This is a genomic window from Agrobacterium sp. 22-210-1 (genome assembly GCF_053522525.1).
The window spans coordinates 117,786-129,902 of record NZ_JBNWCI010000003.1 but is presented as its reverse complement, the minus strand read 5'-3'; the positions used below and the strand labels follow the sequence as shown (position 1 = coordinate 129,902).

Below are 12,117 nucleotides of genomic sequence, written 5' to 3'. Positions count from 1 at the left end.
GTTACATGGTCCACACCCACGATTCGCATCTGCTGTGCGCGGCACCCCGACAGGCGCCCTCTGCGATAGGTGAGGTTAATGATGACTGTAGATGATCGATGGGCAAGACCCGGCTGGCCGGAAATACTCATTGGACTCGTAACATACGTGCTTCTTCTTCTTTCTTTCGGCGTGCTGATGGGATTTCTCCCGGGAAACGACCCAGTTCTCATGGGAATTATCGGCTCGACGGCAGGGGGAGTCGTCGGCCTCGGCGCCTTCGCCGCAGCATATAGCCTCCGAATACGGAATCTACGCCCATTCGGCTTCAAATCAGTCTCGCCTCGCTGGCTGATGATCGCGGCAGGAACGGGCATCGTCGGCTATGGCCTCAACCTGATCATACAGTTCGCGTATCTGGCCCAGTTCGGAACCGGCGATCCTCAGGGCATCCTGCATGCGGCCGCGCGTGGTGGCCCGCTTCCGTTTTTCTTGTCCTTGCTGGGCGGCGCCATCTTCACACCCTTCGGCGAGGAAATCCTGTTCAGAGGTGTCGTTGCGAATGCACTCAACCGCTACGGCGCGTTTGCGGGCGTCGTTCTAAGCGCGATCATATTCGGACTGGCGCATGGCGTCAGCGTGATCATGCCCATTGCGGTCATGGTCGGCCTTCTGGCAGCTATCCTTTTCCGGGCAACCGGATCGATCTGGCCCTGCGTCATCCTGCACTGCGTTTATAACGGGATGAACAGCATCGCGTCGGCATTCGGCTTCGCACCGATGCAGTAATAACACGCCGCTATGGCCGAGAACCGCAGCCGGGCCGCTCAGTGAACCCTTTTCGAACTCGGACAATGTTGCCGCAACGTTGGCCTGTTTTTTGAGGCCACGGGGCCGTGATGACGGGCTTGCGGGGTACCGCTCCGCCTTGCTCGTGTCGCCGAAGACGCATCCAACGCTCATTTTTCAAGGAGATCAACAGAATGCTGCAACGTCCTTCCGTCGAACATCGTCGGTCTACGATAATCATATTCTCCATAGCCCTGATCGGCCTCGCTGCAACAGGGTGTGTCTCCGCCGAAGAACGGCAGTACAGGGACGCGAATACCTGCCAGAGCTTTGGGGCACCCTACGGGTCCCGCGCTTATGCGAACTGCATGCTGGAACAACAGGCGCGGCGCGACAACGTGCAACGGGAATCACTCGAGCGGACCCGCTTGACCCAAGAAATCGCAAGAAACGCTCAGGATATGGCCGATCGCGCCCGCTGGGACCGCTGCAGACGCGATTCCGACCGGCGCGAGTGCCGTCGCTAGGACCAAACCTCAGCAGTTGCAGTGATGCGCCAGCGTCGCATACCGAGGCTCAATAACTGTGCTCGCTGCCAATACGTGCTGACGAATGCATAGTGCAGCGTTCCGGTTTCAGCGACACAGCTCCTCATAAAAAAGGACTACAGAAACTCGCGCGGAAACAATAAAAATCATGCCACCACGGCAGCAAAGGATCTGACGATGACTGCTTGTACCAGCTCTGGTCTGCCGCGCTCGTCGACATCGGTCAGTCTTATCTGTCCGCAGATGTCCACTAAACGAGAGCCGGACTGCCTCCGACGCCCAGCTTCGTCCGCACCTCGGATTCTCCGTCCGAGAATTCATAAAACCAGATATGAGTAGGAAGTGATTATGCTCAAGCTTGCTGCAACGGTTGTTATTGCGACCGCCCTTCTGTCCGATACGGCTATCGCCCAACCGGTCAAGCCCACTATCGTCCTTGTTCATGGCGCGTTTGCTGACTCGTCAAGCTGGAATGGCGTCATCATCAACCTCCAAAAGGACGGCTATAAGACGGTCGCTGTCGCCAATCCGTTGCGGAGTGTCTCGAATGATGCACGCCTCGTCTCCGACGTTGTCGGAAGCATCGAGGGCCCGGTGGTGCTCGTTGGTCATTCTTACGGAGGCCAGATTATCTCCAACGCTGCGAATGGGCACAACAACGTCAGATCACTCGTCTATGTGGCTGCCTTCGCACCGGATTCTGGCGAATCTGCATCCGATCTCGCGGGCAAGTTCCCCGGCGGCACGCTTGGGGAGGCGCTCGCGGCCCCCGTCAAGCTCGCTGACGGCGGCGTCGATCTCTACATCGACCAGACCAAGTTCCGCAACCAGTTCGCACACGACGTTGCGCCAGAGGCCTCGGCACTAATGGCCGTTGGCCAGCGGCCAATCACTGAAGCCGCCCTGACGGACAAGTCCGGCGAACCGGCCTGGAAAACGCTGCCGTCCTACTTCGTCTATGGCGACAGCGACAAGAACATTCCGGCCAAGGCGCTTGCCTTTATGGCAGAGCGTGCAGGCTCCAGGCGGACGGTCGTAGTCGAGGGGGCATCGCATGTCGTGATGGTCTCGCATTCGAAGGTTGTGACAGATCTGATCGAAGAGGCTACGAAATAAGCCTGCTTTCGGTCGATATCCGACCACCGTTGCGCGTATTTCCACCCGTGGCACGATACGCAACCAGCTTCAAAATCTGATCGAATGCTGAATTGGGGAGTATCACATTGAAAGCTGTTACAGTTTCGAAGACAGGTGCAGAAACTCACCTCGTTCTTGCCGAACACACAGAACCTGGGGCCACGCCGGACGAGGCAATCGTCGCGGTACGAGCGTTCTCGCTGAACAACGGCGAGGTTCGCGGTGCACTCTATGACGGTAACGATGGCGATCGACCCGGATGGGATTTATCCGGCGTGGTCCAGACGGCCCCGGAAGGATCGGGTTTCCAACCGGGTGATCGCGTGGTGGGCTTGGTATGGAGCGGTGGCTGGGCAGAACGTGTCACCGTGCCGACAAGCCGGCTTGCCAGAATTCCCGACGACGTCAGCTTTGAAGCGGCCTCGACCCTCCCTGTCGCAGGTCTGACCGCAGCCGTAGCGCTGCAGAAGAAGGCGATTGGTCCGGGAAGCCGTGTTCTCGTCACGGCGGCGACGGGTGGTGTCGGAATTTATGCGATCCAGCTCGCAGCGGCTGCAGGCGCCCACGTGACGGCCTTTACGCGGGATGGCTCGACAGCGGAATTCCTGCGCAGCCTTGGCGCGAACGATATCGCGATCGGCGTCGAGGCCGGCGAGAAGGGTGGGCCATACGACCTCATTCTGGAGGGTGTCGGAGGCTCGCTTCTGGGCGAGGCGCTGATGTGGCTGGCATCGCGCGGTGTCTGCGTTCTTTTCGGCGATGCTTCGGAGGAAACACTCACGACCTTTGACGCCCGTCGCTTCCGCCTTCAATCCGGTGGAGCATATGGCGGAACGGTTCTCTACGGCTTCTTCCTCCTCGAGGAGCTGACCCGGCCGGAGCACGCCGCCGATGCGTCGGCCATTCTTGCCGATCTTGCGCGGCAGCTGTCCGATGGAAGTCTCCGTCCGGTCATCGGAAAGACTGCACCTTGGGCCGACATCGACGCGACGGCCCGCGAACTTCTGAAAAGAAAGTTCGCGGGAAAGGCCGTCCTTACAGTGGGCGGATGAGGAAAAGCCTCGGGACTTAATTGCTCTCCGGTATGCGTGCGATCACCTTGATCTCGAAATCGAACCCGGCCAGCCAGTTTACTCCGACGGCAGTCCAGTTGGGATAAAGCGGCTTGGTGAAATTCCTCTGCCTGACGTCCACGACCGTTGCGAACTGGCTGTCCGGGTCCGTGTAGAACGTTGTGACGTCCACGAGATCGTCGAACGTGCAGCCTGCAGCATCGAGTGCAGCCTTCAGGTTGTCGAAGGCCAGTTGAACCTGGCGTTCGAAATCAGGTTCGGATGTTCCATCGCCGCGGCTGCCGACTTGCCCCGAAACGAAAAGAAGATCGCCTGATCGGATCGCTGCCGAGTAGCGATGTTCTTCGTAAAGAGCATGTCTATTGACGGGAAAGATGGCCTGGGGTTTTGTCCATTTCTCGTTCTCTCTTAATTCTTGTCGATGGGTATGTTAGTCAATCTGATATCACATTCGATCACTTCAGCTGTTCGGGCAGTGGGATGAACTCGGCCTCATCGCCGGGTGGTAGACGGAAGCGACCATGCTCCCAGTCGCCCTTGCGCCAGGCCTCTTTCGCGGCGTCGATTTTTTCCTGCGACGAGGCGACGAAGTTCCACGAAATATAGCGCGGTCCATTCATCGTCTCGCCGCCGAGCACCATAAGGCGTGCGCCTGCCTCGCCCGCGGTCAGGCTGATCCGATCACCCGGACGGAACACCATCATCTGGCCAGCAGCAAACGGAGTTCCGGCAATCAGGATGCTGCCCTCGACGACATAAACACCGCGATCTTCGTGATCGTCGGGCAGCGGCAGCTTTGCGCCGGCGGATAGAATGACATCGGCATAGAAGGTCTCAGTGAAGGTTTTGACCGGGGCCTGCGCGCCCCAAGCCGAGCCGAGGATCAGCCGGACCTGCTTGCCTTCATCCTCGATGAACGGCAGCGCCTCGCGGCCGTGATGCTCGAAACTGGCCGCAGTGTCTTCCGCGTGATCCGGCAGCGCAACCCAGGTCTGGATTCCGAAGGCGGTGCCAGGACGGCTGCGCATCTCTTCGGTGGTGCGTTCGGAATGGGTGACGCCATTACCGGCGATCATCCAGTTCACCTCCCCGGGGTAGACCATCTGGTCGGCCCCGGTGCTGTCGCGATGGTGAAATGCGCCCTCATAAAGATAGGTCACGGTCGCCAGCCCGATATGCGGATGCGGGCGTACGTCGATGCCACCGCCAGTGAGGAACTCCGCCGGTCCCACCTGATCGAAAAAGATGAAGGGACCAACCATCTGCCGTTTCGGAGCGGGCAATGCACGGCGCACTTCGAACCCACCCAGATCGCGGGTGCGCGGGATGATGAGGGTCTCGATTGCATCGAGACTGCCAGTCTCAGGGCATTCGGGGTTCTGTGTGGGATTCCAGCTCATGTCATGTTCCTTCGCTCAAACTGGCAATAGAGGCCGCCACAGGTGGCGGACGATTTGGGGGTTGCTCACCGATATTGAAGTCATTCAGCAGTCCCCGATCCAGCGCGCCTGCGTTTGTGACAGGTACGTGCCCGCACTGGCGCTCGATCCAGCTATCGATGACAAAGCCTCCCACGACCCGGCCAGGATCGGCCACGTTTTTCCAGACGCCCCAACGGATTGCCGCGCCACGCCGATTGGAAGCGCCAGATCCCGGCGGCGAACTCGGTGACCACATCTTTTGGCAGGCACAAACCGCTTACGACAGTGCTTCAAAGGACAGTGCCATTTATATTTATGTTGCGGTAGCGCCCGTTCACGCGAAGCTGTGTCGCGCTAAGGGGAACGGCAAGTTCCGCAAGTCGACCTTGGGAGCGTTCGAGGTACACCTCGATTGGCGGAGTTACTTTCTCGCCGCGTTTGTTCGTCGATTACGTGTGAAATGCTTGGGCGGTTCGGCGATCCTTAAAAAGACAGCAATGGGGTGGAAACCAGCAAGGCTTCTCTTGGAAGGTGAGCACCGAAAGCATCCATCGGCGAGAGTCGTTTCCCCCGAGAGGCGATGGAGTACCGGTATCGGCCCTATCGAGCGTCTTCTTGGCAGTCGCGGCTATTTCGCCTTCGCCGCGCCATAACGCAGGCCATCCAGCAGCAGCATGAGCATTCGTTCGGTGTGCGCCGGCCCATCCTCCCCCGAGGCCACGGCAAGGTTTCCGATCGCGCGCAGCAGATCGTAGGGCGCAATGTCAGCTCGGACTTCTCCCGCAGCGGCAGCAGCATTCAGCAGCATTGACAGAGCCGGTTCAAATCGGCTCCGGAAATAGTCCGGCAAGGTGGCGAATGCCGGATCGCCGGAATGAAGCGCCGCGGCCAATCCCTGTTTGGTGGCGAGGAAGTGCGTATAACGCTTCAGCCAGGCTGCCAGCGCATCGGCTGGCCCCTGCTCAGCGGCAAGCAGCGCTGCCGCATCGGCGCAGGCATCAACCTCCCGGCGAAACACCGCGGCCACCAGGTCGGCACGCGTCGGGAAACGGCGGTAGAGCGTACCCAGCCCAACGCCCGCCTGCGTCGCAATCTCCCGGATGGGTGCATCCACTCCCGAACGGGCGAACACGATCTTGGCGGCTTCCAGAACTGCTTCCTCGTTTCTGCGAGCATCAGCACGCATTCGCGGTGCGGGTACTTCGGCATCGCCAGGAGCCGATGATGCGGCCTCGCCTGCATTGCGGAGTTTGGTCGACAACATTTTTGCGATCCCCTCTTGATAAACGGATCAATGATCCGTATTTATACTATAGCGGATCATTGATCCGGTTTCCAGTTCGGAGGTTCGCAGTCTAATGTCCAGCCCGCTCGCAGAAACCCGCGCGCCCACTGCCGGATTACCCGCCATTGTTTCCATCTCTCCCATTACCTTACCGTCGCCGGGACGAGGCGTTGACCTGCACCTTCGGGTTTCCTTACCGATCTCAGGCCACACGCTGCCCGTCATCATCTTCTCGCACGGCAACGGCCAGTCGTTTCACGCCTATGGCCCCCTTGCTGATTATTGGGCAGCACATGGCTTCGCCGTAATCCAGCCGACACATCTGGATTCGCGGATGCTCGGCCTTGCCGCGAACGATCCTCGCCGCCCCCAACTCTGGCGCTTCCGTGAGCAAGACCTAGCCACCGTTCTCGGCGGGCTTGATCGCATAGAGAACGAAGCATCGCTGATCCGGGGGCGGCTCGACCACTCGCGTATCGCGGTTGCCGGCCATTCATGGGGCGCCCAGACCACCAGTACCTTGCTTGGCACCACCCATCCCGATCCCGACGACGGATCGGTAGTCGACAGGAAGGACCACCGCGTGAAAGCGGGCGTGCTGCTGGCGCCGCCAGGCAGAGGCGATGGCCTGACCGAATATGCAGCCCGTACCTACCCATTCATGTATCCAGATTTCTCAACCATGACGGCGCCGACCCTGGTCATCATCGGCGACCGTGATGTCGGCGGGCTTTCGACACGTGGCGCCGAGTGGTGGCGTGATGCCTACGATTTGAGCCCCTCACCCAAGGTATTATTTACGGCCTTTGGCGGCGAGCATGCTCTTGGCGGCATCCCCGGTTACGAGGCGCGCGAGACAACAGACGAACGGCCCCAGCGGATCGCCGCGATCCAGCGCCTTTCAACCTCCTTCCTCCGCAGCACGCTCTATCCTGGCGACCCCGCATTTTCGGAGACGGTAGCGGCGTTGGCAGCGGATTCTGCGCCGGAAGGCAGCGTCGAGACGAAGTAAGACGCCGGACACGCCTTCTCCGGCCCCCTCATAACGCGCATCCACCCCTTACACGGTCGCCCTATAGCATCGCCACAAACAGGAGTTTCAGATGAACACCATCCTCATCACCGGCAGCTCGTGCGGCTTCGGGCTTGAGACTGCCCGCTATTTCCTTGATCGCGACTGGACTGTCATTGCCACGATGCGCACGCCTCGTGGGGATCTATTGCCCGCATCCGAACGGCTGCGTGTCGTTGCACTCGATGTGACCGACGCTGCCAACATCGCTCGTGCTCTGGATGAAGCAGGGCCGATCGACGCCCTCGTCAACAATGCCGGCGCCGGCCTGATGGGTGCGCTGGAAGGCGTGTCGATAGACGCAACACGCCAGCTTTTCGAGCAGAACACGTTCGGCACCATGGCGATGTCGCAGGCAGTAATGCCCGGCTTCCGGGCGCAAGGAGCGGGCGTGATCGTCAATGTATCGTCCGCCGTGACGCTCAAGCCGTTGCCAATGTTGTCCGCCTATACGGCAAGCAAGGCGGCCGTGGAGGCATTCAGCGAAAACCTTGCCTTGGAGGTTGAGCCGTTCGGGGTACGCGTGCGGCTCGTCATTCCCGGTCGGGCGCCAGAAACTTCGTTTAGCGCAACCGCCCGCGATCGCTCGCAGAACGGCATACCGGAAGCCTATGCCGGCTGGGCGAAACAGGTGTTCTCGGCAACGCCACCGCAGCCGGCCGAAATCACCACTGCGAGTGACGTGGCAAAAGCGGTCTGGCAGGCCGTGATCGATGCCTCTTCACCGTTTCGCATGCCGGCCGGCGCAGATGCCGTAAAGCTTGCCGCACAGGTCGTATGACGGCGTACTTCTGCCCTTTCACCGGCCGGGCCCTTCGATGATATCCGGCCGTCCCGCTCGGAAGAATCCAATGGACCAATGCGCTCCGTCATCCCAACTTCATTCGCGCCTAAGAGACACTGAGCGATGACGAGCAACTTGGTTCCATGACGCGAGCGCCGATCAACTCCCGTTTTGCGCCTGTTGGTTTAGGAGTTTGTGTTTTGCGGCGGGGATTTAGCACCGACGATCGTAGCTGTGCGGGCAAGCGCCGGGATCTGGTAACAAAGCGACTTTCCTCCGCCCGTCGGCATGAGGACGAAGGCATTGTTTCCCGCCATGACATGCTGGATGATATCGCCCTGGCGTCCGCGGAACGTGTCATAGCCGTAAACGGTCTTGAGTATCTGCAACGGGTCGGCGGTCACGGCGGCTTTCTTCTGCGTTGGATGATTTGCGCATCATGGCCAAATCCGGATTTATCGCAATCTCGAAAGGCTGAATCGGCCACAGAAAGAGAGACAGATTACGACTCAGATGATGCATAGGCATTTGAGGGCTTGGAACGCAAAAGCCCTCCGATGAGGAGGGCTTATTCGTTTGATAAGTCTTGAAGATTTTGGTTGCGGGGGCTCGCACCTACCGATCCCGACATTCATTAAAGGTACCCGTCTAGCAGCGTTTCAGGGAGAGATCTCACCATGCCTCGCAACAATCTCTTGCGGATCGCTGCACACGATACCCGTCATTAAAACGGCAGAGCACTAAGGTCGTAAGCCAGACGTTCAATAGTCACTTTGCAAACGTCTGGTTTGGGGCCGTCTTTGGACAGTCTGCTATTGGCCACCAAGATTTGAGTAACGGACGTTGAAGAGGGATTGATCTGAATGACGGCTCCCGGCCTCATCGTGTTGCTATACCGTCTACCGATGCGCAAGCGTTCGATACGATTCCAGTTCAAACAGCCATTTGCGCCCTGAAAGCAACTGCCCGCGCGCTATGATCCCGCAAATAAATGCGATATCGAGAGAGAAGGCCGTCGTGATCAGCTCCTTTCCGCCCTGCGGGTGACGATCCTTCGCGCAAGAGAAAGAGGGTTCGGGCACCCACTACCGAAGCAGGCCGGTTCGTGCTTAGCAGTTTCCGCCGTCACCCTTGCGTTGGTGAGGGTGACGGACGGCTCCAGACTAAGCAGGAATTGCCGTAACTTCCGGTTTGAACAAGGCGAGACTTGTCGCTTTGCAGCTCATGAATGCAGAAAAATATAAACTTGCCCCCGGTTTAGAAATAGTCTGAATTTCAAGCAGATGAATCTCGTGAAGCTCCACGAGGCGATGTGCGCCGTGTTGGCTGGAGCTTGGAAATTGAGAATAGGTAAGCCGTCTTATGCTGCAAGTTATTACGGGAAAATTCTTTAGGGATGTGGCGCTGTATGAAACGCTACATCGCGGGATATTCTACAGCAATTATAGTATGTTCCGCGATGACGAGGTGTCCACTGTCGTAGGCAGGCTTCTTCCATCGTCGGCTATGGGTGGATTGGCGACGTTTACCTACGAGATCACGGAAAAGCTCGAAGCGGTGAATATGGACGGTTCGCCTTCCATCATGATTGCCACCGGCGGCGACACGCTAGCCAATGATTTTGCTGCCGTGATTTCGTTTGCTCTCAACATCACCTGCACGACAGACCCAGATCTGACGCGGCGTCTCATCGCTGACAAACATCCAAGCCTTGGAACGGCCCGTGTTCCTAGCCGCTATCTACGACGTATGTTCGATGGCCGGATTCAGTCGGTGCCAGGTGACATCGAGACGCTTCAACGATTTGTTGATCGACTGGTAGGGCTCGATCGGCCCGCGTTCGAGGCTGCAATGAGGTCGATCCGCCAGTATGTCATTGCCGCCCATCGCCTATCGGACAATCCTGACCTCTCATACACGTTGTTCGTAGCGGCCCTTGAATCACTCGCCCAAAAGCAGGAACCCGGCTCCGCGAAATGGGATGATTACGACGCGACCAAACGCAAACGTATCGAAAACGCGCTAGACGGTGCTCCCGACCCTGTCGCGGACGCCGTCCGGAAGGCAATTCTCGAAAACGAGCATACCGCGCTGCGCCGCCGTTTTCGGGCTTTCGTGCTTGAACATTTGAAGCCGGAGTTCTTCCGTCAGGAAGCAGAGGGCATTGCATCTTCGGTCGTGCGGAGCGATCTCGTTCATGCGATTGATCGAGCGTACGACATACGGTCAGGGTATATTCATGCGATCAAACCGATACCTCGCATTCTCGATAGCATGGATGAGCGGTTCGAAAGCTGCGAGACCGAGCATGGCGAACCGGTACTGACGTTCAACGGCCTCGCCCGATTGTCGCGGCATATCATTCTCAGTTTTATCGAGCGTCAACAGTCCGCTCCTGCATCTGACTTCAATTACCGCGAGGCGCTGCCCAACATCGTTACGATGCCGTTGGCATCGCATTACTGGATAGGGAATGTCGCGGGCTTTACCCATAGGACGGCCCGAAAACATCTGGGAGCGCTCCTTCAGCAGCTTGCTGCGGCCAACATGAGAGAATCGGGGGCACAGATCACGGATCTTCGCCCCCTCCTTGAGAAGATAGAGCAAGAGCTGCCGACACTGGCGACCGTTGAGAACCGTGTTCCCATGCTGGCGATCTACGCCGTTTGGTTTCTGCATATGGGCGCCGCTAACCAGATGCCGGGAGCCGAGGCGCTCATTTCAAAGTATGAACCGGATCTCGAGCAGCCTACGGTCGATAGTCTTTTCCTCCATGTGATGACCAACAACGAGCCACCTTGGAGTTTGGAACAATCAGAATCGCTCCTCGATGTTTATTATCAAAAGAAGCACAGGAAAGGCGGCCTCCAAGCAGGTTCCTTCTACGAAGCCGCAGTAAATCTCTGGTGTGCCGAGCAGTTTCGCCTTGCCGGTGACGAGCGCAAGGCAAGGGGGCTAATAGCGCTTGCTGTCGAGAACTATCCCAGTCACGCAGCGCTAAAAGAGTTCGAGCGCACTACGATCAATGCTGCTTTGTCGGAGATCGACTGGGCCATCATTCTGCTACCGCGGAAGGATGACCCGCCGCCAACCCCAACGCCGACGACCGAGGTTTAGATGGATCGACTTTTGATGGCATCCGCGCTGGTGGCGAGGGCCAGGGTTCACAAAGATTGGATCGGTGACGATCATGGGGATCGTTACGAGACGGCGATGCAGACCGGCGTCGTCTCGGATGAGATGCAAATCGTGGTCAAGGAACTTCTTGATCACCTCCGGGCCGCCCTCGACTATTGCGCGCAACAAGCATGGCGGCATTTCAGCGGACAGCCTTCCGGTGCGAAGATCTATTTCCCCATCGCCAAGGAAGGCTTCAAAGAAAGCGATTTTCCTTCCCTTATCAACCGGCAGATGCCGGGCGTTGCCGCCGCATCGTCCAAGGCATACCAGGTTTTTCGTGGATTTCAGTCGTTTGCTGACGACAAGAATGCGTGGCTGCCGGAACTCGCCACCCTCGTGAACCAAACAAAGCATGATCATCTGGAAGTCGCTTCGATGCCGGAAACGATCATGAATATTGTACGTCACGACGACGGCACACTTGTGATGTCATTCGCGCCCGGTCATGGCCCTAAGCGGGGAAAATCACCGTGGATGATGCTCAAGGCGGATAGTTCGATTTTGGAGGCAGGCGGCGCGTGTCAGGTCGTGTTTTTGCAACTCAAGGACATCGGTGTGGAACTCTCCGCCTTTCTTCGGGAGGCAATCGACGGGACAGGCCTGATTGTAGATGAGTGCCGAAACTTGATTAGCTCGGAAACTAAGTAGCCTTAGCGCCAGATTTAAGGGGCTCGGAAGCTCGCCACCAACGCAAGTCCGCGTTCAGCATGAAGAAGAAATATCGATTGGGGACAAGCGCTGCTTGTAGCTTGACCCGCTCCAACAACACGTTCTAGTTTTGTTCGCATGATTCTAAATGGTGCATCATATCCAGGCTTTCTCGTCCAAAGTTGCCGTCTTGCGCGCCAT

General features: G+C 58.2%; 10 protein-coding genes and 1 pseudogene. 7 read left to right on the top strand and 4 right to left on the bottom strand.

The annotated features are described in order from the left end of the window. Positions 1 to 78: 78 nt before the first annotated feature. The 3 genes from ACQZ5F_RS18895 (at position 79) to ACQZ5F_RS18885 (ending at position 3,505) form a co-directional block, all read left to right on the top strand. Positions 79 to 768 (top strand): CPBP family intramembrane glutamic endopeptidase, encoded by a 690-nt coding sequence (locus tag ACQZ5F_RS18895; RefSeq protein WP_225337944.1) that lies wholly within the window; start codon positions 79 to 81, stop codon positions 766 to 768. 896 nt (positions 769 to 1,664) lie between these two features. After that, positions 1,665 to 2,432, top strand: a complete 768-nt coding sequence (locus ACQZ5F_RS18890; RefSeq protein WP_225337945.1) for an alpha/beta fold hydrolase — start codon at positions 1,665 to 1,667, stop codon at positions 2,430 to 2,432. 107 nt (positions 2,433 to 2,539) lie between these two features. Further along, the gene (locus ACQZ5F_RS18885) at positions 2,540 to 3,505 is read left to right on the top strand and encodes a zinc-binding dehydrogenase (RefSeq protein WP_175414516.1); all 966 of its coding nucleotides are present in this window, start codon (positions 2,540 to 2,542) and stop codon (positions 3,503 to 3,505) included. Between the two features lie 16 nt (positions 3,506 to 3,521). Here ACQZ5F_RS18885 and ACQZ5F_RS18880 read toward each other — a convergent pair whose 3' ends face one another. The 3 genes from ACQZ5F_RS18880 to ACQZ5F_RS18870 all read right to left on the bottom strand — a co-directional run bounded on the left by ACQZ5F_RS18880 (position 3,522) and on the right by ACQZ5F_RS18870 (position 6,133). Continuing rightward, positions 3,522 to 3,902 carry a RidA family protein gene (locus ACQZ5F_RS18880; RefSeq protein WP_225337949.1) on the bottom strand — a complete coding sequence of 127 codons (381 nt, stop codon included), beginning with the start codon at positions 3,900 to 3,902 and terminating at the stop codon, positions 3,522 to 3,524. 79 nt (positions 3,903 to 3,981) lie between these two features. Beyond that, on the bottom strand, positions 3,982 to 4,926 hold the full coding sequence (locus ACQZ5F_RS18875) for a pirin family protein (RefSeq protein ID WP_046802177.1): 945 nt from the start codon (positions 4,924 to 4,926) through the stop codon (positions 3,982 to 3,984). Between the two features lie 649 nt (positions 4,927 to 5,575). Further along, on the bottom strand, positions 5,576 to 6,133 hold the full coding sequence (locus ACQZ5F_RS18870) for a TetR/AcrR family transcriptional regulator (RefSeq protein WP_046802178.1): 558 nt from the start codon (positions 6,131 to 6,133) through the stop codon (positions 5,576 to 5,578). Positions 6,134 to 6,305: 172 nt separating this feature from the next. Between ACQZ5F_RS18870 and ACQZ5F_RS18865 the strand changes: the two genes are divergently transcribed. Then, positions 6,306 to 7,244, top strand: a complete 939-nt coding sequence (locus tag ACQZ5F_RS18865; protein ID WP_225337946.1) for an alpha/beta hydrolase family protein — start codon at positions 6,306 to 6,308, stop codon at positions 7,242 to 7,244. A 91-nt stretch (positions 7,245 to 7,335) separates the two neighbouring features. Further along, the gene (locus ACQZ5F_RS18860) at positions 7,336 to 8,085 is read left to right on the top strand and encodes an SDR family oxidoreductase (protein WP_225337947.1); all 750 of its coding nucleotides are present in this window, start codon (positions 7,336 to 7,338) and stop codon (positions 8,083 to 8,085) included. 239 nt (positions 8,086 to 8,324) lie between these two features. Here ACQZ5F_RS18860 and ACQZ5F_RS18855 read toward each other — a convergent pair. Further along, positions 8,325 to 8,492 (bottom strand): annotated as a pseudogene (locus tag ACQZ5F_RS18855) (DEAD/DEAH box helicase); the annotation flags it as partial. A gap of 958 nt (positions 8,493 to 9,450) precedes the next feature. Here ACQZ5F_RS18855 and ACQZ5F_RS18850 point away from each other — a divergent pair. Continuing rightward, a complete protein-coding gene (locus ACQZ5F_RS18850; RefSeq protein WP_448730711.1) occupies positions 9,451 to 11,205 on the top strand; it encodes a hypothetical protein in 1,755 nt (584 codons plus the stop codon). Beyond that, entirely contained in the window at positions 11,206 to 11,916 is a 711-nt protein-coding gene (locus ACQZ5F_RS18845; RefSeq protein ID WP_448730710.1) for a hypothetical protein, read from the top strand. The last annotated feature ends 201 nt before the right edge of the window (positions 11,917 to 12,117 follow it).

Bases quoted from the DNA above. Each gene is read 5' to 3' on its own strand.
- ACQZ5F_RS18845 (WP_448730710.1), top strand. From the start codon at position 11,206: ATGGATCGACTTTTGATGGCATCCGCGCTGGTGGCGAGGGCCAGGGTT.
- ACQZ5F_RS18875 (WP_046802177.1), bottom strand. From the start codon at position 4,926: ATGAGCTGGAATCCCACACAGAACCCCGAATGCCCTGAGACTGGCAGT.
- ACQZ5F_RS18860 (WP_225337947.1), top strand. From the start codon at position 7,336: ATGAACACCATCCTCATCACCGGCAGCTCGTGCGGCTTCGGGCTTGAG.
- ACQZ5F_RS18870 (WP_046802178.1), bottom strand. From the start codon at position 6,133: ATGCGTGCTGATGCTCGCAGAAACGAGGAAGCAGTTCTGGAAGCCGCC.
- ACQZ5F_RS18895 (WP_225337944.1), top strand. From the start codon at position 79: ATGATGACTGTAGATGATCGATGGGCAAGACCCGGCTGGCCGGAAATA.
- ACQZ5F_RS18865 (WP_225337946.1), top strand. From the start codon at position 6,306: ATGTCCAGCCCGCTCGCAGAAACCCGCGCGCCCACTGCCGGATTACCC.
- ACQZ5F_RS18890 (WP_225337945.1), top strand. From the start codon at position 1,665: ATGCTCAAGCTTGCTGCAACGGTTGTTATTGCGACCGCCCTTCTGTCC.
- ACQZ5F_RS18850 (WP_448730711.1), top strand. From the start codon at position 9,451: ATGCTGCAAGTTATTACGGGAAAATTCTTTAGGGATGTGGCGCTGTAT.